25 protein-coding genes are annotated in these 24482 nt (G+C 41.9%); 10 read left to right on the forward strand and 15 right to left on the reverse strand.

From position 1 onward, the window contains the following. Positions 1–11 precede the first annotated feature (11 nt). The 3 genes from HWV58_RS14055 to gltX all read right to left on the reverse strand — a co-directional run bounded on the left by HWV58_RS14055 (position 12) and on the right by gltX (position 3778). Positions 12–1145: a sensor histidine kinase gene (locus HWV58_RS14055; RefSeq protein ID WP_175634711.1), complete on the reverse strand. Its 1134-nt coding sequence runs from the start codon at positions 1143–1145 to the stop codon at positions 12–14. 105 nt (positions 1146–1250) lie between these two features. Then, positions 1251–2093, reverse strand: coding sequence for a KPN_02809 family neutral zinc metallopeptidase (ypfJ, locus tag HWV58_RS14060; protein WP_175634712.1), 843 nt, complete (start codon positions 2091–2093; stop codon positions 1251–1253). 176 nt (positions 2094–2269) lie between these two features. Next, complete coding sequence (gltX, locus tag HWV58_RS14065) at positions 2270–3778, reverse strand: glutamate--tRNA ligase (RefSeq protein ID WP_175634713.1); 1509 nt, start codon at positions 3776–3778, stop codon at positions 2270–2272. A gap of 223 nt (positions 3779–4001) precedes the next feature. On the opposite strand from gltX, the gene HWV58_RS14070 reads away from it, so the two are divergent. From HWV58_RS14070 to HWV58_RS14080, 3 genes are read left to right on the forward strand one after another with little or no spacing between them, the layout of a single operon-like run. Further along, a complete protein-coding gene (locus HWV58_RS14070) occupies positions 4002–5210 on the forward strand; it encodes a sensor histidine kinase (protein ID WP_175634714.1) in 1209 nt (402 codons plus the stop codon). After that, positions 5191–5700 carry a DinB family protein gene (locus HWV58_RS14075; protein WP_175634715.1) on the forward strand — a complete coding sequence of 170 codons (510 nt, stop codon included), beginning with the start codon at positions 5191–5193 and terminating at the stop codon, positions 5698–5700. Before HWV58_RS14070 ends, HWV58_RS14075 begins: the two co-directional genes overlap by 20 nt. Further along, positions 5690–6112 (forward strand): hotdog fold thioesterase, encoded by a 423-nt coding sequence (locus HWV58_RS14080; protein ID WP_175634716.1) that lies wholly within the window; start codon positions 5690–5692, stop codon positions 6110–6112. The genes HWV58_RS14075 and HWV58_RS14080 overlap by 11 nt, the downstream gene beginning before the upstream one ends. A gap of 12 nt (positions 6113–6124) precedes the next feature. Here HWV58_RS14080 and HWV58_RS14085 read toward each other — a convergent pair whose 3' ends face one another. Continuing rightward, positions 6125–7225 (reverse strand): serine hydrolase domain-containing protein, encoded by a 1101-nt coding sequence (locus HWV58_RS14085; protein ID WP_235972733.1) that lies wholly within the window; start codon positions 7223–7225, stop codon positions 6125–6127. Between the two features lie 12 nt (positions 7226–7237). Further along, positions 7238–7600, reverse strand: coding sequence for a DUF6249 domain-containing protein (locus HWV58_RS14090; RefSeq protein ID WP_175634717.1), 363 nt, complete (start codon positions 7598–7600; stop codon positions 7238–7240). Between the two features lie 180 nt (positions 7601–7780). Between HWV58_RS14090 and HWV58_RS14095 the strand changes: the two genes are divergently transcribed. From HWV58_RS14095 to HWV58_RS14110, 4 genes are all read left to right on the forward strand, one after another. Then, positions 7781–8347, forward strand: coding sequence for a Crp/Fnr family transcriptional regulator (locus HWV58_RS14095; protein ID WP_175634718.1), 567 nt, complete (start codon positions 7781–7783; stop codon positions 8345–8347). Positions 8348–8417: 70 nt separating this feature from the next. After that, positions 8418–8738, forward strand: a complete 321-nt coding sequence (locus HWV58_RS14100) for a DMT family transporter (protein WP_175634719.1) — start codon at positions 8418–8420, stop codon at positions 8736–8738. Positions 8739–8872: 134 nt separating this feature from the next. Continuing rightward, positions 8873–9454, forward strand: coding sequence for an RNA polymerase sigma factor (locus tag HWV58_RS14105; protein ID WP_175634720.1), 582 nt, complete (start codon positions 8873–8875; stop codon positions 9452–9454). Beyond that, positions 9451–9930 carry an anti-sigma factor family protein gene (locus HWV58_RS14110; RefSeq protein ID WP_175634721.1) on the forward strand — a complete coding sequence of 160 codons (480 nt, stop codon included), beginning with the start codon at positions 9451–9453 and terminating at the stop codon, positions 9928–9930. Before HWV58_RS14105 ends, HWV58_RS14110 begins: the two co-directional genes overlap by 4 nt. Positions 9931–10103: 173 nt before the next feature. Here HWV58_RS14110 and HWV58_RS14115 read toward each other — a convergent pair whose 3' ends face one another. The 6 genes from HWV58_RS14115 to HWV58_RS14140 form a co-directional block, all read right to left on the reverse strand. After that, a complete protein-coding gene (locus tag HWV58_RS14115) occupies positions 10104–10628 on the reverse strand; it encodes an RBBP9/YdeN family alpha/beta hydrolase (RefSeq protein ID WP_175634722.1) in 525 nt (174 codons plus the stop codon). A gap of 88 nt (positions 10629–10716) precedes the next feature. Then, positions 10717–10908: a cold-shock protein gene (locus tag HWV58_RS14120; protein WP_010599196.1), complete on the reverse strand. Its 192-nt coding sequence runs from the start codon at positions 10906–10908 to the stop codon at positions 10717–10719. Between the two features lie 105 nt (positions 10909–11013). Further along, entirely contained in the window at positions 11014–11907 is an 894-nt protein-coding gene (locus HWV58_RS14125) for a hypothetical protein (protein WP_235972734.1), read from the reverse strand. Positions 11908–12042: 135 nt separating this feature from the next. Further along, on the reverse strand, positions 12043–12909 hold the full coding sequence (locus tag HWV58_RS14130; protein WP_175634724.1) for a phosphodiester glycosidase family protein: 867 nt from the start codon (positions 12907–12909) through the stop codon (positions 12043–12045). 186 nt (positions 12910–13095) lie between these two features. Then, complete coding sequence (locus HWV58_RS14135) at positions 13096–15612, reverse strand: zinc-dependent metalloprotease (RefSeq protein ID WP_175634725.1); 2517 nt, start codon at positions 15610–15612, stop codon at positions 13096–13098. Positions 15613–15706: 94 nt separating this feature from the next. Continuing rightward, on the reverse strand, positions 15707–16954 hold the full coding sequence (locus HWV58_RS14140) for an aspartyl protease family protein (protein ID WP_175634726.1): 1248 nt from the start codon (positions 16952–16954) through the stop codon (positions 15707–15709). A 52-nt stretch (positions 16955–17006) separates the two neighbouring features. On the opposite strand from HWV58_RS14140, the gene HWV58_RS14145 reads away from it, so the two are divergent. The 3 genes from HWV58_RS14145 to HWV58_RS14155 are packed head-to-tail and all read left to right on the forward strand — an operon-like array spanning position 17007 to position 19919. Further along, positions 17007–18335, forward strand: a complete 1329-nt coding sequence (locus HWV58_RS14145; RefSeq protein WP_175634727.1) for a D-alanyl-D-alanine carboxypeptidase/D-alanyl-D-alanine-endopeptidase — start codon at positions 17007–17009, stop codon at positions 18333–18335. A gap of 9 nt (positions 18336–18344) precedes the next feature. Then, positions 18345–19388, forward strand: coding sequence for an aminotransferase class I/II-fold pyridoxal phosphate-dependent enzyme (locus HWV58_RS14150; RefSeq protein ID WP_175634728.1), 1044 nt, complete (start codon positions 18345–18347; stop codon positions 19386–19388). A 30-nt stretch (positions 19389–19418) separates the two neighbouring features. Beyond that, positions 19419–19919, forward strand: coding sequence for a SixA phosphatase family protein (locus HWV58_RS14155; RefSeq protein WP_175634729.1), 501 nt, complete (start codon positions 19419–19421; stop codon positions 19917–19919). Positions 19920–20022: 103 nt separating this feature from the next. Here the strand turns inward: HWV58_RS14155 and HWV58_RS14160 are convergent, their stop codons facing one another. The 4 genes from HWV58_RS14160 to porX all read right to left on the reverse strand — a co-directional run bounded on the left by HWV58_RS14160 (position 20023) and on the right by porX (position 24438). Next, a complete protein-coding gene (locus HWV58_RS14160; RefSeq protein ID WP_175634730.1) occupies positions 20023–20709 on the reverse strand; it encodes a M15 family metallopeptidase in 687 nt (228 codons plus the stop codon). A 169-nt stretch (positions 20710–20878) separates the two neighbouring features. Further along, complete coding sequence (locus tag HWV58_RS14165) at positions 20879–22105, reverse strand: alanine dehydrogenase (RefSeq protein ID WP_175634731.1); 1227 nt, start codon at positions 22103–22105, stop codon at positions 20879–20881. Between the two features lie 73 nt (positions 22106–22178). Next, positions 22179–22595 carry a tRNA (adenosine(37)-N6)-threonylcarbamoyltransferase complex ATPase subunit type 1 TsaE gene (gene tsaE / locus HWV58_RS14170; protein WP_175634732.1) on the reverse strand — a complete coding sequence of 139 codons (417 nt, stop codon included), beginning with the start codon at positions 22593–22595 and terminating at the stop codon, positions 22179–22181. Positions 22596–22884: 289 nt separating this feature from the next. Further along, a complete protein-coding gene (gene porX / locus HWV58_RS14175) occupies positions 22885–24438 on the reverse strand; it encodes a T9SS response regulator signal transducer PorX (protein WP_175634733.1) in 1554 nt (517 codons plus the stop codon). Between the last annotated feature and the right edge of the window lie 44 nt (positions 24439–24482).

Genomic DNA, 24482 nt, shown 5'->3' on the forward strand with positions numbered 1-24482 from the left:
ATTAAAGCTAATTAGATCTGGTTCTTTATGATTTCTTCTTCGGTAATGGGGATAATAAAATAAAATTCAGAGCCCTCATCGGGAACACTGTTTACCCCTATTTTACCGCCGTGCCGGTTTATAATTTCCGAACAGATATACAAACCAATGCCCAGGCCATTAAAACGGTTGCTGTTTTCTTCAACGCGGTAAAACTTATCGAATATTTTTTCCTGCTGTTCTTTCGAAATTCCAATACCAAAATCTTTAACGGCCAGGTATAGTTTGCCGTCTTTTATATTGATGGTAACATTAACCTGGTTGGTACCAGGCGCATATTTAATGGCATTGGTAATGAAATTGATGACCACCTGCTCCAACCTGATTTCGTCGCCAAAAATCATTTCGTGGGTTTGGCCCAACTTGGTAATTTTAAAATCGGGATTGGATTGCTGCAACATCTCGATGGCATTGTTTACCATGTTATCGGCACAAAAGCTTTTCATGTTAAACTTCATCTTACCGCTTTCGATTTTAGAAATGTCGAGCAGATCAACAATCAGGTCGTTTAGTTTTTCGAGCTGTATGCTTGCTTTTTCGAGGTGATTCTGCGCCATGGTTTTATCATCGCGGTTTAAGCTTCGCTGCAAGAGCTGGATATAGCCTTTTACACTGGTTAAAGGTGTTTTTAACTCGTGACTTGCAATACTGATAAACTCATCTTTTTTATGCTCGGCCTGCTTGCGGAATTCTATTTCTTCCAAAAGCTTTTCCTGCACTTCGTTCAGCTTTCTGTTTTGCTCGTAAATTCGGTAAAAGGTTTTGATTTTAAGCAGCAGCACATTAATATCAACAGGCTTGGTAATATAATCCAGGCCTCCGCTCAAATAACCTTTGGTAATGAATTTAAGTTCGGTATTAACAGCCGAAAGGAAAATAATGGCAGTATCTTTTGCCTTGCTAAAGCCCGAAATGGCCTCAGCCACTTCAAAACCGTCCATATCAGGCATCTGTACGTCGAGAATAATCAGGACGTAGTTATTCTTTAATACTTTTTTCAGTGCTTCTTCACCAGATGATGCGGTATCAACCTCAAAATTGTGTGCCTGCAGTACTTTCTGTAACGAGATCAGGTTTTCAGGCCTGTCATCAACTATAAGGATCATTCTTTATTAAAACAAATAAGAAGCCGGGATAATTATGTTTGGTTGGGAGAAACGAACCTCCTTAACTGTAAACAAACAACAGCCTTTTTAAAAAGTTTTAATTATTTAAAAATTATTTGAATTAAAGGTATCGCCCTGTTTGATATCGCCGGTTTCGAAACCTTTTTTAAACCAGTACATGCGCTGAGCGGATGTGCCATGGGTAAAAGAATCGGGCTGCACTTCGCCGGTTGCCTGTTTCTGCAGCTTATCATCGCCTATGGCGTTGGCAGCAGTTAAAGCCTCCTCAATATCGCCGGCATCTAATTTAAAATCTTTCAGGTTTTGGGCATTGTGCGCCCACAGGCCAGCAAAGAAATCGGCCTGTAACTCTAACTTAACCGATAGGCGGTTATATTCTGTTTTACTCACCTGCCCGCGTGCCTCGTCTAATTTAGCCGAAATGCCAAGCAAGTTCTGTACATGATGACCAACCTCGTGGGCAATAACATAGGCCTGCGCAAAATCGCCGGCCGCACCGAAACGGTTTTTCAGTTCATCATAAAAAGATAAATCGATGTATACTTTATGATCGCCGGGGCAATAGAATGGGCCCACGTTCGATTGTGCATAACCACAGGCCGTTTGTACACCATCTCTGAAAAGCCTCAGTTTCGGATATTCGTATTGCTTGCCCATGGCTTTAAATTCTGCATCCCAAACCTGCTCAGTCGATTCGAGTACACCGGAAACAAATTGTGCCTGTGCATCGTTTGCCGGTACGCCCTGCTTCACTTCTTCAGTACCGGTAGTGGCCGGTAACTGGCTAACCACACCCGTCAAATCTTTCCCGAATATTAAGCCGAGCACCACAATGATAATCCCTATTCCACCGCCAAGTGCGGTTCTGCCACCGCCACCACTTCTGCCGTCTTCAACATTATTACTGCCTTTACCAAACCACTGCATAGTTTATATTTTTATTTTAATGAATAACCTTATCTATCAAAAATTGTTATATAAATGTAGAAATATTTTTTGGTGAAGTAAGGGGGAAGACTGAATGATTGGCTGAATGAATTTTGAACAAGAGAATGAATAGGCAAACTGCAACATTCCCTCATTCAAAATTCAATATTTAGGGTCTAGCTATTAAACACAGCTATGGCTTTGGCTATTCTTGCTTTGGTTTCGGCTACGCCTAACAATAGCGCGATATCGAAAACGCCAGGACCAAATTTACCGCCTACCAGCATGATACGGAAAGGCAACATCAGCTCACCCGGTTTAAATCCTTTTTCTTCTGCTAAAGCTTTAAAAGCTGTTTCTGCAGTTGCAGCATCGGTCAAAGTTAATCCTTCGGCAAAGGCATTAAAAAACTCAGCTTTTTCAGCTGTCCATTTTGGTTTTACCGAGTTTACATCGTACTCAGCCGGTGAAGCAAAGAAGTAACTGCTTTGCGCCACGAAATCTGGCAATAAAGTACAACGGTCTTTAATCAAATCGATAACTGTGTTAAAGAAAGCATCGTCGTTAACGGCAATACCTGCTTTTTCAAGTTCTGCTTTAACGCTAGCCGCTAAACGGTCAGCACTTTGTGCTTTAATCCACTCGTGGTTGTACCATTTTGCTTTCTCAAAATCGAATTTGGCACCTGCTTTACTAATTCTTTCTACTGAGAATTTTTCTTCCAGCTCTTTTAACGTAAATATTTCCTGGTCGGTACCATCGTTCCAGCCTAAAAGGGCCAGCATATTGATAAAGGCTTCGGGCATAAAACCCATTTCTTTAAAGCCTTTGGTTACATCACCAGTTTTAGGATCGCTCCAGTTCATGGCATATACCGGGAAACCCAACCGATCGCCATCGCGCTTGCTCAGCTTTCCATGTCCATCGGGTTTCAATATTAATGGTAAATGCGCCCACGCCGGCATATCGGCTTCCCAGCCTAAATATTTCCAAAGCAAAATATGCACGGGTGCCGATGGCAACCATTCTTCACCCCTGAAAGCGTGACTAATTTCCATCGCTTTATCATCGACCACAACAGCCAAATGATAAGTAGGCATGCCATCTGCTTTTAATAAAACTTTATCATCAACTAACGAAGTTTCGAAGCTCACATCGCCGCGAATTAAATCATTAAAATATACGACCTCATCAGCAGGCACCTTAATACGGATTACGTGAGGCACCTTGGCCGCCAGTAAATCTTCTACTTCGCTAAGGGTAAGTGTTAACGAGTTGCGCATCTGCATCCGTGTGGCCTGGCCGTACTGAAAATTGGGAATATCTTTACGTTTGGCATCCAGTTCCTCGGGGGTATCGAAAGCATAGTAGGCATAGCCATCGCTAATTAACTGTTCGGCAAATTTCCTGTAGCTTGGTTTACGCTCACTCTGGCGGTACGGGCCATAGCTGCCTGGCTGCTCCGGACTTTCATCGGGAGTAATGCCACACCAGTTTAAACAATTTACAATATATTCTTCAGCACCTGCAACAAAGCGGTTCTGGTCGGTATCTTCTACACGAAGCACAAAAGTTCCGTTATTCTTTTTAGCGAACAAATAATTGAACAAGGCAGTGCGCACACCACCTAAATGCAAACCTCCGGTTGGGCTTGGGGCAAATCTTACTCTAACTTTTTTATCCATGATTGACTTGTTGAGCGGTTGGCGTGGGGCGTAAAGCGCAATAAACGCCTATCGCCATACGCAAAGCGCAAGACGCTACAAAGATATGTTTTTCATCCATTTTATACTGTTTTCATGTGTGATGAAGCGATTATCCTTTCGAAACGATCAACTAAGGTTTTCGAAAAAGCATAATCGTTTTATGTTTTTTTCGTTTTGTTATTGTAATTTGGCTAGCTCAAGCATGAATCCTTATCAAAAGAAACGCCGCTGGAAGTTTTTCCTCCTAATTTTTGCCATCTTAATCGGCATTGCTTCAGTATTTTACACCGATTCTTTTGTAAAGAAGATGGAACGCGAAGAGGCAGACCAGTTTCACCTTTGGGTGAAAATTCAGGAGCGGGCCATGTTCCTTTACGACAATGATGATTACTTTGTCATTGTTGAAACCGTAAGAAAAAATACGAAAACACCTGTAATCATGGTCGATTCTGCAGGAACAATTACTTCTTTTTTTGGTTTAGACAGCACTAAAACCAATTACCCCGTTGCAGATACTAAACTCACTTACGATAGCTTATATTTTGTACGGCAGTTGAGGCAGATGAAAGCACAGCATCCGCCAGATGAAATGAGTTTTTTGGGCAAAAAATTTAAGGCTTACTACCGCGATTCGTTTATTTTAACACAGCTGAGGTATTTCCCCTATATCCAGATGGGTGTAATATTCCTTTTTCTTTTAACAGCTTATACCGCGTTTAGTTCGGCAAGGCGCGATGAGCAGGATCACGTATGGGTAGGTTTGGCCAAAGAAACCGCACACCAGCTGGGCACGCCCATTTCCTCTTTAATGGCCTGGACCGAGCTGATGAAATCTAAATTCGATGCGGAAGACGATCCGCTGATTGCGGAAATGGAAAACGACATTAAGCGCCTGGAGATTATTACCGATCGTTTCTCTAAAATCGGGTCTAAACCCATGCTCGAAGACCATACCGTTTATATTGTCATCAGCGATTTTATCCGCTATTTTAAAGTACGTACTTCCGATAAGGTTAAATTCAGCATTACCGGCGACGAGCAGGTTAGGGCCATGCTTAACGTACCCCTGTTCGATTGGGTAATCGAAAATCTGCTGAAAAATGCAGCCAATGCGATTGAGAACGAAGGCTCTATATCGATTAATATTATCGAAAACCTGGCCAAAGAACAGGTTTTTATTGATGTTAGCGATACGGGTAAAGGTATTCCGAGATCGAAGTTCGATGCTGTTTTTCAGCCGGGCTACACCACCCGTAAGCGCGGTTGGGGACTGGGCTTATCGCTTACTAAACGGATAGTGGAGAATTACCATAGTGGCGAAATCTTTGTAAAAGACTCAGAACTGGGCAAAGGCACCACTTTTAGAATAATATTAAAAAGCAGTTTAAGATATGAACCGACCACAGCCTAACGAATATCCGGTTTGGGGCGAAACCTACATCAGTAAGGTTGACCGCGATATTTTCGAAATTTTAAACGACCAGATAGAAAGTATCCCGGCCTTGTTCAGGGCCAATGCCGATAAGGCCGACTATGCCTATGCTGAAGGAAAATGGACGCTTAAAGAAATGCTGGGACACATGATCGATACCGAGCGTGTTTTTGCTTTCCGCATTACTTGCTTTGCCCGCAAAGAACAGCAACCCTTACCTGGCTTTGATGAAGACGATTATGTGCTGAACGCCCGTTTTGCCGAACGCGAACTGGAAGATCTGATTGAAGAATTTGCAGCCCTGCGTAAAGCCAATTTGTATCTTTTTAAATCGCTGAACGAAGACGACCTGAATAAAAAAGGTATTGCCTCAGGACGGGAAATTAATGTACGCTCAATCCTTTTTATCGTTGGTGGCCATGTAATTCACCACGTTGGGGTTTTAAAAGAACGTTACCATGTGGTTTAAAGATTTTACTGTTGATGAACTGAACAACCGCCCAAAAAACCATATCGGGGCGCTGCTTGATATTCAATTTACCGAAATCGGAGCCGATTTTATTAGTGGTACTATGCCTGTTGATGAGCGTACACACCAGCCGGCAGGCATATTGCACGGTGGAGCATCAGTTGTGTTGGCCGAAACACTGGGGAGTATTGCTTCTTACATGTGTATCGATCCGGAAAAATATCTGGCCGTGGGTTTAGAAGTAAACGCTAACCACCTCAGGCCGGTAAAAAGCGGCTTGGTTAAAGGAATTTGCAAGCCCCTGCATATTGGGGCCAAAACACAGGTTTGGGAAATTAAAATTTACGATGAACGCGGCAAAATGAACTGCATTAGCAGGATAACGGTTGCCATCATTGTTAAGCCGAAGTAATAAAGGCCGGACTTATTTGCTTTTTATCGTTTGGGCTATCACCAGCTTAGCAATGTTCTCAACCAGTATTGTTGGTGAGTTGCAATCACAATTGGTGAGCCCCACTACATAAATATCTTCGTCGGGTATGTAAACACCCATGCTTTTAAAGCCGAATATACTACCGCCATGCGCCCGGGCAACTAAACCCTCAATCTCTTTAATGTGCCAGCCATAACCATAATTAAACAGTTCGCCGTTATTTAATTTATAGCGCGAAAATGCCTGTTGGGCTTCTGCAACATGGAGTAGCTTGTTTTGGTTTAAGGCATTTTGCCATTTTAGCAAATCGGCTAAAGTAGACATTAAAGCTCCCGACGCAAAAGGCACACTAAAATTAATGGCTGTTTTATTTACGTAGCCACTTTCCTTTTTCTGGTAGCCATAAGCCCGCTTTTCAATCAGCTGCCTGTCGCTGGCATAGTAAGAATGTATCATGCCAAGCGGGTTAAAAATATGCTGCTGAACAAAAGCGGCATAAGACTCGCCCGAAACCAGTTCGATCAGGTAGCCCAGCAGCACATACCCCGAGTTGTTGTATCCAAAACGTTCGCCGGGAGCAAAATCAACAGGTTCATCCTTAAAGAAATCGACCATCATTTTAGGTGTCATCTCTTTTTGGGCTATACCCGCCAGGGCCTTCATTTTGGTAAAATCTTTAATGCCCGAAGTATGGGTAAGCAAATGATGGATGGTTATTTTATCACCTCCTGGGTAATCAGGAATATATTTGCCAATAGGATCGCTTACCTTTAATTTGCCTTGCTGTGCTAAAAGCAATACCGCTGCAGCTGTAAACTGCTTGGTCATAGAACCCAGCTGAAAAACGCTTTCGGTTATAAGGTTAACGCCGAGTTCGAGGTTGGCTTTGCCAAAAGCCTTTTGGTAGAGCACCTGCCCTTTTCGGGCAACCATAAATGCACCTCCGGGACCTTGCTGATCGGGCATTGCAGCTAAAATCAAACTATCGATCTGATTGTTTAGCTTTTGAGCCTGTACCTTTGCCACCATGAGCAGGTTGCAGACAAGTATAACAAGAAAGCCCCGGATGATGCTGGTTTGTTTGGTTTGCACTGTTAAAACAGACTAGAATTTATCTTTCTCAATCGCTTTCTTTTCGATGAGGAAAGAAACGATTAAACCTAAACCGCCAAAAATACCCAGGCAACCAAAATACACTGCAACAGCCTGCGAGGTTTCTTCATGCGTCATTTCGCCGCCAAACATGTTTCTTACCGTTGCAAGCGCAACAAGCAGGCCGATACCCAGGCCTACCAGCAGTAAACCAAATTTTAAACTTAAATAAGGCTTTGGTGCCGATCTGCCCACGCCTGGATTGATGCCACGCTCAATCATCGCCATTTTTTCTTTGTTTGATAGATAACGGATGCCGAATACCATGGCAAATGCGCCTAAAAAAAGTGAAATGGGGACTAATATACCTTCCATGATTATAATTTTTTAATGTAAATATTCTGTTTATTGTTTATTGAACCGTGTTCTGTGTATTATGACAACATGCTTTTAAAACAGGTTACACCCTCAGATTAAAAAATATTCAATAACCTATAATCAATCACTGGGTTATAGCCGAAAAACATTGCTATTTTTGTTGTATAGCCTTAAATTTTGATTGAACAACTCAGAGATATAGCCGTTTTTAGCGCATTAAGCGATAATTCATTGCATGAGCTTGCTAACTATATCCAGTATGTTAAACATCCAAAGGGTACCACTATTATTCATGCAGACAAGGTAGAACCCTATTTTTATGTACTTCAAAGTGGCATTGCCCGCGCCTATTGCGATGGCGAGAACCTGCAAATTACCTTTTGGTTTGGCCAAAGTGGAGATGTGCTTTTTTCTTTTAACAGCTACATTAATAACCGCCCCGGTTACGAAAACATTGAGCTGTTAGCAAATAGCGCTTTGATCAGGATTAAGCTGACCGATTTATTTTTGCTGTACGCACGGAATCTCGAAATTGCCAACTGGGGCCGGAAAATAGCCGAACAGGAATTAATCGCTACCGAAAGGAGATTAATAGACCGTGCCTTTAAAGGAGCTGCCGAACGCTATCGCGAATTTGCTGAGCAATCGGCCGAGCTAATTAAAAAGGTAGCCTTAAAACATATTGCCTCCTACCTTGGCGTAACCCAGGTTACCTTAAGCCGCATCAGGGCAACCCATAAATAGGCCCTTTTTTTTAACATTTGTAAAATGTTGCCCCAATAAGGTGTGTTACCTTTGCCGAAACACATTTATTATGAACTGGATTATCTTAATAGTAGCCGGCCTTTTTGAAGTTGGCTTTACTACCTGCTTAAAATTATCGAACAACTTCTCGAACCTGAAATGGAGCGCAGCATTCTTTATCTGCATTTCGCTCAGCTTCGCCTTATTAAATAAAGCCACGCAAACATTGCCCATGGGTACCGCTTATGCCGTTTGGACGGGTATTGGTGCTGTTGGTACCGTAATTATCGGCATTGTGTATTTTCAGGAGCCAGCTACTTTCTGGCGGATCTTCTTTATTTGTACACTGATTGGTTCGATTGCAGGATTGAAGTTTTTTGCATCTCACTAGCATCCAGGCAAACCTATGAGGTTTTAAGAAACCTCATAGGTTTACTGAATAGTCTATTAACCATCTGTGTAAAACAAAAAGATTAATGTTTCACGTGTAACCTGCGTATCTTTAATGTAGTCTTACAGCTAAAGATGGAGCAAAAACTTACAGATTTAGAGCTGATCCAAAATATATTGGCGGGAGAAACCGCGCAGTATGCTTTATTGGTGAAACGCCATCAGCGCTTTGTATTTACGCTTGCTTTAAGATTTTCGAAAAACCGGGAAGATGCCGAAGAAATAGCTCAGGATTGCTTTGTTAAAGCTTATAAAGCACTCGGAGCTTTTAAACAGACTTCTAAATTTAGTACCTGGCTGTATACCATTACCTATACTACAGCCATGACTTTTTTAAGGAAAAAGCGCTTAGATACAGACTCCATCCACAACGAAGAAACATTTTTACAGCTCGAAAACCATACATCGAACTTTAATGCCAACGACTATGAAAAACATGATAGTCACACTTTTTTAAACCAGGCCATTGGCCTATTAATGCCCGACGATGCTGCCATTATCACCCTGTTTTACAAAGGCGAGCAAAGTTTGGAAGAAATTGGCGAAACGCTGAATATGGAGCCCAACACCATCAAGGTGAAACTACACCGTGCAAGGCAAAGGCTTAAAGAAAAATTACAATATTTGTTAAAAGATGAAGTAAAGGAGTTACTATGAATGCGATAGAACAGCAGCTTTGGGAGTATATTGATGGCACTTTGGACGAAGCGGCCAATAAGGCCATTGAAGAAAAAATTGCATCCGATCCGGAAATTAAAGCACAATATGAAGATCTTTTAAAACTTAACTCAGTTTTAGGAACGCTTGATCTGGATGAACCCTCTATGTCTTTCACACGGAATGTAATGGAAAGTGTTGCAGCCGAACCTGCACCCGTTGCCTTAAAAACAAAGGTAAACTCCGGAATCATTTATGCGATAGGTGCTTTCTTTGTGCTTTCGCTTTTAGGCATTCTGGGGTATGTATTTTATCACGCCAAAGCTGGTTTTGCAAGTTTTACCCTACCCGAAAAGTTTAACATTAACCTTGATCGGTACATTACGCCAACCACACTGTACACTTTCTTATTTGTCGATTTGGTTATTGGCTTAATCTTTCTTGATCAGTTTTTGCGAAGGAAAGTGCATAAATAAGTTTGGTAATTAACCGTATCAGGCAGGTAAGGCCGCATAGGCTTAAAGAAATGATTAAATTTTGAAGATTGTATGGTGGCGAAGACTATTCTATCATGCAAACCCACTCATTCGGGCATTCCACAGAGTTTCAGTCCAGAGGATGATCCACCTTCGTTGGAATGACGGGTACTTTATAAAGTTTTCAAAATCTCCAGGCCCTCGGGCCACACACCAAAGCCCGAATCGGCATTAATGTGCCCTGCCTCGCCGATATTAATCAGTTCGCTGCCCCAATGCTGAGCAAAAAACGTAGCCCTTTCTAAAGTTACCCATTCATCGTTGGCACTGGTTACAACTATCGTTTTAAAGTTAATTTTATCCAGCGGAACATGGTCGAACCCAACGGTTGGGAAGGTGTATTTTGGTGCATCAAGATCGCTGGGAGCAACCAGTAAAGCGCCCTTAACCTGTTTTTGGTAGTGCTTTGCCCAATTGGCAATGGCAGTACAGCCCAGGCTATGCCCTATTAAAACTACGTTCGATAAATCATAACATTCAAGCGCCCCGTCGATGGTTTCGATCCAATCCTGGCTGCTGGGCGCTTCCCACTCCTGCTGGTTAATGCGTGTAAAATGATTACCGGATTTTTCGAAATGCGTTTGCCAATGGTTAGGGCCCGAATTACCCAAACCGGGAATAATAAAGTAGTGGATCATAAAATTAAAACGGAAAGCTTATTACCTGCAAAAATAAAAAAGGCTGCCATCGCAAGAGAGCAGCCCATCTGAAAATATGATAAATAAATTAAATTACTTTCACATTAACGGCATTTAAGCCTTTTTTACCGTTAGCAACTTCGTACTGTACTTTGTCGTTTTCACGGATTTCGTCGATAAGACCTGTTGAATGAACAAAAATTTCGCTATCGCCATTCGCAGGGATGATAAAGCCAAAACCTTTAGTTACATTGAAGAATTTTACTGTGCCTTCTTGCATTGTATTAAATATTAAAATTAAGAATGCAAGGTAAGTTTTAATTTTTAAAATCAAAATTAAATTTTAACATTTTTTTAACGTTAAAATTTCGTAAACACCAGATTACTAAGGCTTTTTAATTGCTTTACCAATTATTGTTAATGTAATTTCGGTATTGTGCGGAACGCCCAAAGTGGTTCCCGGCGCAATGTCAAAAAGGTTGCGAACATAGATATCGGCAATGCTTTGAGCGGTCTTTTTCTTTGTTGCTGCATCTTCCGGAAGCACGTTATAAACCGTCTTAACATGTATACCGCCCTGAAAGTCTACAACTGCAGCCACCTGGTGCGAGAAATCTTTATAGGCACGATCTATCGTAATAACATACTGTGGAAACATGTAATCGTAAGCCTCCGTACGGTTGTTGAGCCGGTCTACCGTACTGATTTTCTTCACCTTTGCAATTTTGCTCTTAGAGATAAACTGAACCGGATCGGTAGCGGCAAAAGCACTATCGCTATTTGCGTTTACCTGATTTGCACGCTTTTCAATAAAAGCAGTATCGGCTTTGGTAGGCTTCTGTAATGCTTTAGCTGTAGTTTTCAGTTTGTTTTTGATGTAGCTCTGCGCATAAAAGGTCATATTTACATCCGAACGTACATCAGAGGCGATTACCTTACCATCAACCTGAACCCGCTGAAAAACCAGACTATCTTTACTGATGTGTTTCACTTTGAAAAACTCGGCTGCGAAATTATACACATTGCCATGATCGTATTGCAGGTAAAAATTCTGCATCCTATTTTTCTGCGGGCTCCATGCCGACATGGTATCTTCTTTAACCACCTCTATGATCCACGAAGGCTTCTGCATAAAGCCCTGTGTATTGAAAGAAAGTCCATCTTTAAACCTACGTTTTACTTCTTCATAACGGATGCCTTTAACGGGCTCGAAAGTAAAATCGCGTAAGGTTGGGTCGGTGGTTTTAGAGCCAAACTTACACGACGAAAGCCACAGCATAAAAAAGAAAAAGTATAAGGTGTTTTTAAACATTGCAATAAAAAATATGCCACTAAAATAAGTAATTATCTAAAAAGGCCTTTAAGTTTTGAGTAAAATGTGCCTGAGCTGCTATAATTTAAATGAGCGCAGCGCTTATTTTTTCTTCACCAGGATTACATTGGCTACCTTCCGCTGCCCCTCATGATCCCATTTTTTATTATCGGTAGGGTAATTAATTACACCATTACTTCCCATGCCATTTACCCATAGCGTAGAAGAGCCGCCGCCGTCAAAATTGATGGCACTGGTACAACCCAGCCAGCGCATGAGTTTAGTCAATTCGAACAAACTTACACCTGCCGATTCGGTATTGCGGCCATCAATAGTAAGCATAATAATGTGGCCATTGGGTTTTATGCCTAAACAGGTACGCGGGTGACTTAAACGGTTAAAAGCAGCCGTATCCAATCCTTCGTCTACGCCATTGAATGTTAAGAGCGGGCCGTTCAATAAAACGTTTGCCGCTGTTAACCGGCTTTCCCAGGCGGGGCTTCCGTCCCATTTTACCATACTGAGTTTGCCTTTTTCGATTACCACACCGGCCTGCTGGTGCCTGGCCCTCTCGCCATTGGCGGCTAATCGGTTGGTATTAATGGTTTTCCCTTCTACGCGAACGAAATCTACCGATCCGCCGTTCTTAACATCAAAGAAATTGCCGTTTATGGCAGCTAGTGCGGTATCGCGCAAGCCAAAATCGCTGGTGGTAATCAATTGCTTTTCTTCGGCTCCGATGGCAAAGACAGCCTTCCGCCCGCTATTCTTAATTTCTAAATAAGAAATGTTTTGATTGGCTCCAAAGAGGTTTTGCCCCTTAAAATGATGCTGAAATAATTTAACCTGCCTGGCCACCCTGGTTTTCTGCCATTTGGTTTTTACAACCGTTAACGAATCGGCATTCTGCCCGAAAGCTGATAGGCCGGTTGTAAATAAAGTAAGTGCAAAGAATAGTTTTTTAAGCATAAAACCGTTTTGCGCTAAAAATAGAAAACAGATATGTGTTTAACTTAAAGCATCAAGAATTATACAAAAGCAAAAAAGGAGCAACCAACTTAATGATTGCTCCTTTTTTTTATTTTGAATGAGAGGATTTTGAATGATTGAATGCGTGTATCGCTATTCAATCATTTTAATTCACTCCAATTATCATTATTTTTTCGGATCTAAAATATCTTTAATCCTGATGCTTAAATCTTCGTAGTGTGCTTTGGTAATGGCATCACCAGCTGCAGCCCTTGCTTTTGTAGTAGCCAATAATGTTTTAAGCTCTACCCTAACCAATGGTCTGATATCTGATAAACCAACGTTAATTGGTGTTAAACCAAAACTTGCGGCATAATCAGCCGGGAAGCCCATTGGAAGCTCATTTTCTTTGGTCATCAAATCCTGTAAACGATCTACGTATGCGCGTTGCAGGTTACGCTTAAACGCATCTGCTCTGCCAGCAACAAAAACCGATGATCTTAAATCCGTAAACAGTTCTGGTAAAGTATAAGCTTTAGCAGCACCGTTTTTAGTTTCGTTATCTAACAAACGTGCAATACGCGAAGGCGATAAAAGGTTACCAAGGGTGTTGGTTTGAACACTTTTAATACGGTTTAACAACACACCGTTATCGAACTTGCTCAACTGGTCGTTGCTGATTAACCAAAGTGGTGTAGTAAATAATTGCTGATTAAAGAAAGCAACAGCTTCTTTTTGTTTTGCTTTTGGTAAGTAAGCATAAACTGGTCCTTTTTGCTCGTAAGTTTTAAAGTTTTCGCTTAAACCACCCACATTAGCAGACACATGGCCCATATAACGGTTAAACTGACCAACAATCTCTGTATAAATCTCTTTTAAATCGCTGTAATCTTTACCTTTCTGGTAAGTCCATTTTTCTACGTTTGGTAAAATGCGTTTTAAGTTGGCAATACCATAAGTACTCGCTTTCATCGCGTTATCGCCTAAATCTTCGCTTTGTAAACGTGGATCTAACGAAGTTCCCTGACGGCCGTAGAAGTATAATGGATTACCTGCATTTTTTAGCGTCCACTGATCAAGGATTTCTTTTTCCTGCTCAGCAGTTTTATTTCCCGGAATCCATGAATATCCCCATTTCACAACCCATTTATCATACTCACCAATTTGGGGGTGAAGTTTGGTTACACCATCACCTGGCTGCGCAATGTAGTTAAAACGGGCATAGTCCATAATAGATGGAGCTGTACCATGTTTATCTGTAAAGGCTTTTGAACGTAACGAATCAACCGGGTAAGCATAGCTCGAACCAAAGTTGTGTGGCAAACCTAAGGTATGGCCAATTTCGTGAGAAGAAACAAAACGGATCAGCTCGCCCATTTGCTCATCGCTGAATTTAGCTTTACGTACTTCAGGGTTAATGGCAGCAGTTTGTACAAAATACCAGTTGCGCAATAAGTTCATTACGTTGTGGTACCAGCCAATGTGCGTTTCCAAAATCTGTCCGGTACGCGGGTCGCTGATGTGCGGACCGTAAGCGTTTGCAATATCAGAAGCGAAATAACGTACTACCGAATATCTCGAATCTTCTACGCTAAACTGAGGATCTTGCTGTGCAGTTGGAGCTTCTTTACCAATGATGGCATTTTTAAAACCAGCAGCTTCGAAAGCTACTTGCCAATCGTTAATACCCTGAATTAAGAATGGCACCCATTTTTTAGGTGTTGCCGGATCGATATAAATTACAATCGGTTTAACAGGTTCTACCAGCTCGCCACGTTTGTAAGCGTTGGTATCTTTCGGTACCAGGTTCCAGCGGTGGATATAAGCGGTACGCTCTGCCTTTTGTGCATTGCTGCCGTAATCGATCTGCGACTGGCCAAAGAAACCTACCCTACTATCCATGATTCTCGCTTTAACCGGGATTTTTGGCAATAACAACATCGAGGTATTAAACTCGAAAGTAACCGCTCCGTTGCTGCTATCAGTTGGCGATTCGGCTGCACGGTAAGTTTTAGCTGTTTTTACCTCAACATTGATCGGGAAAGTTTTAACAGTATCGATATACGAGCGGCCTGCATCGTACATGGTAACTTTATAGGCTTTACGAATCTGATCGGTTGCACCAATGGCCATTACATCGCCGTTATAAAAATCGGTAACATCGATTACAACACCGGTAGTATCTTTATTGTAAGCTTTAATTTCAAAGCTGGCTAAAATCTGCGCCAGGTTAGAGTTCTGAACCGATTCGTACATGTCGCTATTCGGATCTGCTTTGGTTGAGTAGCTTGGTACGCGGATAAAAATCTGTTTCCCTCTGCGCTCCCATTTCCAAACCTGCTCGTTAAGCTGCTCGCCACCATATTGCTGGTTGCCAACTTTAACACCTGCAGGTACTTTAGCCAAACGTGTAACTACCAGCATTTCGCGGTTAATAATCGAATCAGGAATTTCGAAATACCATTTATCATCAACTTTATGGGTCTTAAACAAGCCATTAGTGGTTCTTGCTTTTGCAGTAATGATTTCTGAAAATGGTTTTATGCCCTCTTTTTTAGGGGCTGCAGCAGCGGCGGCTGGTGGTGTGGCAGGCGTTGTGCCTTTGCCTTTTTTAGGGGTTTTCTGGGCATATACGGAGTCCGTTCCGGCTATACCAAGTGCTACAATACCTGCTAAAGCAAGTATTTTAAAGTTTTTCTTCATGTGCAATTAAAAGTTAGTTTGCTTGGCAATTAAGAGGTTAAAGTTAAAGCCTTGTTACAAGGCAAGCACTATGTAACCAGAAAATTACGTTTCATTAAATCCGTTTCTCCAGTTTTACCACTTTAAAGAACACTTGTTTATCTCTGTATATTTCAAAAATGATGCTCCGATCGGCCTTCGATTTAAACATATCGGTAAGGTCGTTCAGCGAATAAGCTTCAACACTTTTAAAGTTTACGCCTATAATTTCGTCGTCCTGGCAGAGGCCGGCGCGTTCTGCCGGACTATTCGGATCTATTTCGCCAATCAGCAGCCTCTTGTATTCTTTCTGGTCTAAGTAAATCACCATGCCAACCATATCATGCTCGAAGGGTACTTTACTTAAGCTGTTTGGTTTAATGTAAATAAAACCCTGTTCATAATTAATCTGCAGATTAAACTTACGCAGCAGGTCGGCACCTAAATTTCCGTTGCGTTTAGAAAGGTCTATTTTATCAGAAATGGTTTTAAAATCAGGAAAACCCGCCACAACATCTTTAAAGGTATAGTCACCTAGTTTAAATTTCTTTACCCTGCCCACATAGCCCTTAATCTGCCCGCTTAGGCTCATGCCTAAATTGGCACTAATGGTTTTGGCCGGTAGCGGGAATGCAGTTCCGCCAAGGGTTTCGAGCGACAAAGCATGACTGGCCCCGGTATCAATCAGGAACCGGGCATTAATTGTTCCGCTATCCGGAATTTCGATAGTAGCCATCAGGTAAGGCTTTTGGTTTTCGACCACAATGGGTATTTTCTCTCCCCGATATTTGATTTTGCTTCCCTGGTTGTGTACAATAATCCTGTTTTCGTTATACCTGATATCGACAATAAAACTGTTGAAGAAATTATAGCCGATCAGGCCGTAAATCTTAATCCCCAAATGCCCCGATAAATTAAAAAGATCTTCTTTTAAAATAGCTGTGGGCACGTGGTCCATCACCGCATTTCCGAGCCGCGCGCTAATATTCTGCGAAACAAAAGCTTCGACGGTTTCGATACCCAACCCCGAGACTTTAATTTTGCGGAGCATGTTAAAGTTTAGCGAATCGATAATTGAAGGATCGGTTACAATCATAGGCCCCACACCAGTATCTAAAACGAAATCGTAGGGTCCTTTTCCATTCACATAAAGCGGAACAACAATCAGATTTTTGATGCATTTAAAGGTAATAGATTGTTTTTGCTGATTGCGTCTGAAAGCAAACTCCTGCGCCGTTGCCGGAAAAATAGCCAAAACCAGTCCCACGCAAATTATCAACTTGCGTAAACAGATTATTACAACAGCGCTATACTTGGTTAACATTTAACTAAATTTAATAAATTAGTTGATAATTATACTTCCCTAAATTTAGAACATGTTTCCATTAAAAAGCCTAAATACTCGTTTTCTTACCACTGCACTATCCATAAGCCTTTTAAGCGGCTGCTCTACCGATAAAATGATGTCGAAAAAAGTAGCCAGAACCTTTAAAAAATCGGAAGTAATTAAACAGTACCAGGTTGGCTTTGCACTTTATAATCCGGCCAATAAAAAGATGGTTTTTCAAAAGGATGCCGATAAGTACTTCACACCGGCTTCGAATACAAAACTCTACACCTTTTTTGCGGGTTTAAAAATGTTGCCTGATGTAATGCCTGCCCTAAAATACATTGAAAGGAACGATTCGCTGATTTTCTGGGGAACCGGCGATCCTTCATTTTTGCAGTTTGCAGTAAAGGATAAATCGGCTTATAATTTCCTGCTGGCAGCTAACAAAAAGCTATTCTTCGCCCCGGGCCGTTATTCAGGCAATTTTTTTGGCGACGGCTGGTCGTGGGATGATTATGACTTTTACTACCAACCCGAGATTACCGAGCTGCCCATAATGGACAATATGGTTACTTCTACTTACGCTGGTCCGAATAAAATCAACATCGAACCCAGGGTTTTTACTTCCTGCTTCGCAATCGACTCTACCAAAACCAGCGGCAATTTTCAGGTAAGCCGCGATTTTCTGACCAACACCTTTCACTACCCAGCGGTAGCGGTAAAGCCGGGTTATAACCAGCAAAATCCATATAAAACCAGCCCGCAGCTTACAGTAGAAATATTGGCCGATACTTTACACAAATCTGTCGGCCTGATTAACCTTAAAATGCCGGCCAATGCAAAAACGCTGCCCGGGGCAAAACGCGATTCGGTTTTAAAACACATGATGTTACCGAGCGATAATTTTATAGCCGAACATTTATTGCTGGTGTGCGCCAACCAGATCGGCGATACGCTAAGCACGGCTAAGGCCATTCAGCACATTACCAAAAACTACCTCTCTTTCTTGCCCGATAAGGTAAAATGGGTTGATGGATCGGGCTTGTCGCGCCAAAATTTATTTACCCCACGGGATAATGTGTACCTCCTTGATTCGATTTACAGACTCGTAAATAACCCCGAAAAGCTTTTTGATATGTTACCCGCAGGCGGAAAGAGCGGCACTTTGAAAAGTGCTTATCCTAAAACCGACAAACCTTTTGTATTTGGCAAAACGGGTTCGCTGGGTGGCGTGCATAACCAAAGCGGCTATGTTTTAACCAAAAAAGGCAAAACCTACATTTATGCTTTTATGAATAACGGCTTTGTAAAACCAACGGCCGAAGTACGGGCAGAAATGGTGAGGATCATTACAGCTATTCACGATAATTTTTAGGTTTAGCACATGAGTACAGCATTTAAAGCAGTAAATCAGCCTTTCGGTAACAAAATAGCTGTTGATGGAAAAAGCTACCTGTATTTTGGGGGAACGGCCTATCTGGGTATGCCAACCAACCCCGATTTTATTAAATTGTATGTGGAGGGGATTGGCAAATTTGGCTTAAATAATGGCACCAGCCGCACCAACAACATTCAGCTGGGTATTTACGATGAAGCCGAAAAAGCTTCCGCAGCCCGTTACGGTGCAGCAGCAGCGCTCATTACCTCGAGCGGATATCTGGCAGCTCAGCTTACCGTTAAGGCCTTAGCCAACGCCGGACAGGTAGCTTATGCCCCTGCTGCCCATCCTTCACTATGGCTAAACACGCAGCCCCTCTCTTCTGATTCTTTTACAACCTGGAAAACAGACACTGTTGAACGGATTAATGCTTCGGCTGAACAAAACTGGGTGCTCATCAGCAACTCGATGAATAACCTTGTACCCGAGATTTACGATTTCACTTTCCTGAAGGATATCAATACGAGTAAAAAAATAGTGGTAATTGTCGATGATTCGCATGGGATCGGTGTAAATAACGGCGGGTTAAGTGCGTACTCTGGTCTGCCCGAGCGCCCCAATACGGAATACGTTGTGGTGGCCTCGATGGCTAAAGCACTGGGTGTGGATGCCGGTATTGTTTTAGGCTCGCAGCAAATCATTGACCAGCTTAAGAAAAGTCCTGTTTTTGTAGGGGCTTCCCCTCCTGCCGCCGCTGGTCTTTATGCCTTCATTAAAGCCGGCGAAATTTATCAGTCGGCCTGGCACAAACTTCAGGAGAATATTGATTTACTTGCCGGTAGCCTAAGTTCCACGTGGAAATACGAGCCCGGATTCCCTGCTTTTTTAATCGACGACCAACACATTGAGCGGCACTTTTTCAAAAATCAGATCCTGATTTCATCCTTTCCTTACCCCAGCCCAGGCAGTGCCCCCATTAACCGGATTGTATTAAGCAGCTGGCATGAAAAGGCAGACATCGAAAAATTAATTAACAGCATTAATGCATAGGGTGTCGCAATATTTTTTAATCTTTATAAAATGAAACGAGTATTCCTTTTCCTGCCCCTGCTCTTTATGCTCTCCACTTCTGTTTTGGCGCAAACTACCGATGTTTGGATTGTAAGGCACGCCGAAAAAGATAAATCGAACCCACAAGATACCAACCCGAGCCTGTCGGATGAAGGCAGAATCAGGGCCGGCGACCTCGCCACCTACTTAAAAAAAGTAAAGTTCGATGTGGCTTTCAGCACCCCTTTTAAAAGAACCCACCAAACCTTAGATTCTTTAGTGGTTCAAAAAGTGATCGATTATAAAGATGCTAAATCACTGGTGGATTCGGTTAAGCAAAATTACAGCGGAAAAACGGTGATTGTTGCAGGCCATTCTAATACGGTATTAGAAATTATTGAGGCTTTTGGTGGTAAAAGACCAATGGAAATGCTTACCGACGATGATTACGATTACATTTTTCACTTAACGGTAAAGGATGATAAGGCTCGTGTAAAGAAAGACCAGTACGGCAGACCACATCATCTTTAGTTGGGAGCTTGGAGTTTTTAGTGTGGAGTCGGATGTAGCAGCTGACCAGACCTACATTTGGCATCCAGCCCAATGAACAAATGACCAATGAACTACTGAACCCTCAAAGCTTTTCAAAAGGAATATCCATCAGGTTGTAGTTTTTCCAGCCCACAAAATCATAATGCCACCATTCGTTTTCTAAAACTTTAAGTCCGTGTTTGGCCATTGTACCGATCAGTAAATCGCGGTTCTTTTTTTGTGCAGGCAATACCTTTTCATAATTAGCTGCCGCAGCTGCCGAAAAACTATCATAAGGTGTAGGCATGGGTATTTCTTTGCCCGTCTTTAAGTTAACGAGGGTTAAATCTACCGCGCAGCCCCGGTTATGTTTGGAACCTTTGGCCGGGTTAGCCACAAAGTTCTTATCGCTCGCTTTTTTATAAAACTCAACCGTAATGGCATAAGGACGGTAACCATCAAATATTTTTAAACCATAACCTTTTTTGTTCAGCTCTTTCTGGATCATTTTTAATGCCTCTACCACCGGCCTCCTGGCAAAAGCCCTTGCCTGTTTATACATTACCTGCTGCATAAAGTTATTTTTAGTAGCGTAACGGATATCGAGCGTAATATTTGGAATGGCTTTTTTGATCTCTACCAATTCGTTATTTGGATTCGACTTTACTGAGGCCTGATATTGCGCATACGAGCTAACCACAACCAATTTTTTTTTAGGTGCGATATGTTTATTTTGGGAGGAGACCGAAATAGAGATAAGGAGAAAAAACATCAATAGATTGAACTTCATAAACGGTTATATTTAGATTGCTTCATCATTTTTCTAATATCGAACAACCTCCAATAAAAGGATCGTCATCTCGATCCGATAGTTATCAGATGAAGCGAAGCGAATGGAGAGATCTATGAGGCAGATTTCTCGGCTGCGTTACACTCCGCTCGAAATGACGGATTATGATCTACTGATTCGAAACCACCAGTAATTCCAGATCTTTAAAAGGCAGGTTAAACATATCCGACAGGTCTTTATTGGTACAGTTGCCCTGATAAATGTAGAGTGCTTCGCGGATACCCGGATTATTCCAAACCATGTTCACTAATCCACCAAATTCGCCTATATCCAACAGTATTGGGGCAAAAATATTAGTTAGCGCATAAGATGCTGTTCTCGGGACCCTCGAAGCAATGTTCGGCACACAATAATGAATTACATCATATTTCCGGAACACAGGATTGGTATGGTTGGTTACCTCAGAAGTTTCGAAACAACCTCCCTGATCGATACTTACATCAATAACCACCGAATGGGGTTTCATCCGTGCAACAGTTTCTTCCATCACAATACAGGGACTGCGGCCATGGGTTGCCCTAATGGCTCCAATTACTACATCGCAGGTTACAATGGCTTTATTCAGCACTATGGGCTGCATTACCGAGGTAAAAACCCTGCTGCCCAGATTATTTTGCAAACGGCGCAAACGGTAAATAGAGCTATCAAAGACCTTTACTTCTGCCCCCAGGGCTAAAGCGGTTCTTGCGGCATACTCGCCCACGGTACCTGCTCCTAAAATTACAATTTCGGTTGGAGGAACTCCTGTAAAACCACCCAGCATTAAACCTTTGCCTCCGGTAACATTACTCAGGTATTCTGCAGCAATTAAAATCGATGTCGAACCTACAATTTCGCTCATGGCCCTCACCACACTCAGTACATTACCTTCATCGCGCAGGTTTTCGAAACACAGTGCATTGATTTTTTTATGCATAAGTGCCTTTAGATAATCTTGCTTTAAGGTACCTGTCTGCAAAGAAGAAAGCAGTGTTTGCCCCTTATGCATCATGTCAATCTCTTCCAGGGTTGGCGGGGCAATTTTTACCAGAATATCAGCTTCGAAAACCTCTTTTTTGTTGTAAGTTATTTTAGCACCCTGTTCTGCATATTCAGAGTCGGTAAAGTTGGCTCCAATACCCGCACCACTTTCGAGCACAACACGGTGGCCATTATTTATCAGCAAGGCAACAGAAAGCGGTGTTAAAGCAATTCTGTTTTCCTGGAAAGAAATTTCTTTGGGTATTCCAATGTATAGGCTGTTTTTTTTATTTCTGGTTTCGAGTTTTGCCTCTTGTGTTTGCAATAAACCCTGACGAGCTATATCGGCCATTCCTTCGCGTAATCCTGTAGCCATGTTGAATTAATATTTTGGTAGTTTTAGGTTGTTCAAGGTAAGGAAAATCTGTTAATTAATTGATAACTAATTGTTATACCTTACAAAGACTAAACAATCGTTCGTTTTCGTCTACCACACTAATTTCGACTTTGATATAATTTTCGGGCAATAACTCGACTACCCGCTCCGGCCATTCAATCAGGCAAATGCCTCCCCCGTAAAAATATTCTTCATAGCCCAGATCGTAAGCTTCGCGAATATCTTTAATGCGGTAGAAATCGAAATGGTAAACCGATCCGTCAGGACTTTCATATTCATTTACGATAGAATAGGTTGGACTGGAAACTACGTCTTCAATACCCAGGCGGGCACAAAAGTGTTTAATAAAGGTAGTTTTTCCTGCTCCCATCTCGCCTTCAAAAATGAAAACCTTTTCCTTACCTGCGAAGGTTAAAAGCTGTTCGGCTACCTGAGGTAAATCTGATAAACCATTTACTGTTATTTCCATGCTCAAAAAAATAAAGGCAAAAGTAATACTTAAATAAATTGCTTTTACTGAATTCTTTATCTCAACGTTAAAAGCCTGCAAAAAGTTAATGGTTACCCTGGCGTTACCTCCTGGTTACCTAAAAAGCGAATTTAAGCCAACATTTAGGTAGCGCACAAGCCATGTTAAGGCCTTGCTGGTACCCATCTAGTGGCAACATCAATCCAGTCCATGTACTGTAGAAATAATTACAGGGCAAGGCAAAAAAAAGCCCAATTTGTAGATTGGGCTTCTTCTTGTACCGGGTGTTTTATCTCGGCGAATAGGTAACTACCGGAATAATCATCTCTTCGAGCGAAATCCCGCCGTGCTGAAAGGTTTCGTTATAGTAATTTACAAACTGGTTGTAATTGTTCGGATATACGAAATAACTGTCTTCGCGGGCAAAAATATAACTGCTGCTGATGTTGATTTTTGGCAACATGGCATCATGCGGGTTTTTAATCAGGAAAACATCTTTAGCGTTAAAGTTCAGGTTTCTGCCCTGTTTATACCTCAAATTGGTATTCGTGCTTCTATCGCCAATAACCTTAACGGGCTTTTTAACGCGGATGGTACCATGATCGGTGGTGATGATTACCTTAACTTTTTTCTGCGATATTTTCTTCAACAAATCCCAAAGCGGCGAATGCTCAAACCAAGATAAGGTTAACGAGCGGTAGGCGGCATCATCGTTGGCCAGCTCGCGAATCATCTGCATATCTGTACGTGCATGGCTCAGCATATCAACAAAGTTGAAAACAATGGCATTAAAATCGTTTTGCAACAGGTTGTTGGTTTGATCTACCAAATCCTTACCCTGCTCAAAAGTTAAAATTTTATTGTAGCTGAATTTGCAGTCCCTGCGCAGGGTACGTTTAATGTTATCGGCCAGAAATGCTTCTTCATGCATATTTTTTCCGCCCTCATCGTCGTCATTTTGCCAAAGCTGAGGGAAACGTTTTTCCATATCCAAAGGCATTAAGCCCGAAAAGATGGAGTTTCTGGCATACTGGGTTGCCGTTGGCAGAATACTGCTGTACATATCCTCCTCATCAATACGGAAGTACTCCGAAATTAAAGGGTTAATGATTTTCCACTGGTCGTAACGCAAATTATCGATCAGGATAAAAAACACAGGGGTAGTTTCGTTAATGTGCGGGAAAGCCTTCTTCTTTAACAGCTCGTTCGAAAACAAGGGCGCTTTATCCTTTTCCTTAATCCAGCCTAAATAGTGCTCCTCAACAAATTTCGAAAATTGTGTATTGGCTTCCTGTTTCTGCATGGTTAAAATTTCGTGCATTTGCGGGTCATCCAGTTTCTCCAGCTCCAGCTCCCAGAAAACAATCTTTTTGTAAACATCCACCCACTCTTCGTAGTTCAGTTTATCGCCAAGAGTCATGCCCAAACGGCGGAAATCCTGCTGGTAGGCCATCGATGTTTTTTCGCTCACCAAACGCTTGTTATCAATTAGCTTTTTAATGGTTAGCAGTACTTGTTTCGGATTAACCGGCTTAATCAGATAATCATCGATTTTGCTCCCAATGGCATCTTCCATCAGGTTTTCTTCTTCACTTTTGGTAATGAGTACCACCGGCACATCCGGATTCAGGTTTTTAATGGCTCCAAGCGTTTCAATTCCACTCATTCCCGGCATATTTTCATCTAAAAATACCAGGTCGAAATGTGATTTTCCGAATGCTTCGAGCGCATCGTTCCCGTTGGTAAATGTGGTTACATTATAACCTTTATCATTTAACAATAATATATGTGGTTTTAACAGGTCGATTTCATCATCGGCCCATAATATCTTAGTTTCTTGCATGTTTATGTAAAAATAGGTATGTATTGCCTTTTAATTTTGGCAGG

Source organism: Pedobacter ghigonis, from assembly GCF_903166585.1.
Lineage (GTDB): Bacteria > Bacteroidota > Bacteroidia > Sphingobacteriales > Sphingobacteriaceae > Pedobacter > Pedobacter ghigonis.

Coding starts and splice junctions, on each gene's coding strand:
- HWV58_RS14055 (WP_175634711.1), bottom strand. CDS start 1,145: ATGATCCTTATAGTTGATGACAGGCCTGAAAACCTGATCTCGTTACAG.
- ypfJ (WP_175634712.1), bottom strand. CDS start 2,093: ATGCAGTGGTTTGGTAAAGGCAGTAATAATGTTGAAGACGGCAGAAGT.
- gltX (WP_175634713.1), bottom strand. CDS start 3,778: ATGGATAAAAAAGTTAGAGTAAGATTTGCCCCAAGCCCAACCGGAGGT.
- HWV58_RS14070 (WP_175634714.1), top strand. CDS start 4,002: ATGAATCCTTATCAAAAGAAACGCCGCTGGAAGTTTTTCCTCCTAATT.
- HWV58_RS14075 (WP_175634715.1), top strand. CDS start 5,191: ATGAACCGACCACAGCCTAACGAATATCCGGTTTGGGGCGAAACCTAC.
- HWV58_RS14080 (WP_175634716.1), top strand. CDS start 5,690: ATGTGGTTTAAAGATTTTACTGTTGATGAACTGAACAACCGCCCAAAA.
- HWV58_RS14090 (WP_175634717.1), bottom strand. CDS start 7,600: ATGGAAGGTATATTAGTCCCCATTTCACTTTTTTTAGGCGCATTTGCC.
- HWV58_RS14100 (WP_175634719.1), top strand. CDS start 8,418: ATGAACTGGATTATCTTAATAGTAGCCGGCCTTTTTGAAGTTGGCTTT.
- HWV58_RS14105 (WP_175634720.1), top strand. CDS start 8,873: ATGGAGCAAAAACTTACAGATTTAGAGCTGATCCAAAATATATTGGCG.
- HWV58_RS14110 (WP_175634721.1), top strand. CDS start 9,451: ATGAATGCGATAGAACAGCAGCTTTGGGAGTATATTGATGGCACTTTG.
- HWV58_RS14115 (WP_175634722.1), bottom strand. CDS start 10,628: ATGATCCACTACTTTATTATTCCCGGTTTGGGTAATTCGGGCCCTAAC.
- HWV58_RS14120 (WP_010599196.1), bottom strand. CDS start 10,908: ATGCAAGAAGGCACAGTAAAATTCTTCAATGTAACTAAAGGTTTTGGC.
- HWV58_RS14125 (WP_235972734.1), bottom strand. CDS start 11,907: ATGCTGTGGCTTTCGTCGTGTAAGTTTGGCTCTAAAACCACCGACCCA.
- HWV58_RS14130 (WP_175634724.1), bottom strand. CDS start 12,909: ATGCTTAAAAAACTATTCTTTGCACTTACTTTATTTACAACCGGCCTA.
- HWV58_RS14135 (WP_175634725.1), bottom strand. CDS start 15,612: ATGAAGAAAAACTTTAAAATACTTGCTTTAGCAGGTATTGTAGCACTT.
- HWV58_RS14140 (WP_175634726.1), bottom strand. CDS start 16,954: ATGTTAACCAAGTATAGCGCTGTTGTAATAATCTGTTTACGCAAGTTG.
- HWV58_RS14145 (WP_175634727.1), top strand. CDS start 17,007: ATGTTTCCATTAAAAAGCCTAAATACTCGTTTTCTTACCACTGCACTA.
- HWV58_RS14150 (WP_175634728.1), top strand. CDS start 18,345: ATGAGTACAGCATTTAAAGCAGTAAATCAGCCTTTCGGTAACAAAATA.
- HWV58_RS14155 (WP_175634729.1), top strand. CDS start 19,419: ATGAAACGAGTATTCCTTTTCCTGCCCCTGCTCTTTATGCTCTCCACT.
- HWV58_RS14160 (WP_175634730.1), bottom strand. CDS start 20,709: ATGAAGTTCAATCTATTGATGTTTTTTCTCCTTATCTCTATTTCGGTC.
- HWV58_RS14165 (WP_175634731.1), bottom strand. CDS start 22,105: ATGGCTACAGGATTACGCGAAGGAATGGCCGATATAGCTCGTCAGGGT.
- tsaE (WP_175634732.1), bottom strand. CDS start 22,595: ATGGAAATAACAGTAAATGGTTTATCAGATTTACCTCAGGTAGCCGAA.
- porX (WP_175634733.1), bottom strand. CDS start 24,438: ATGCAAGAAACTAAGATATTATGGGCCGATGATGAAATCGACCTGTTA.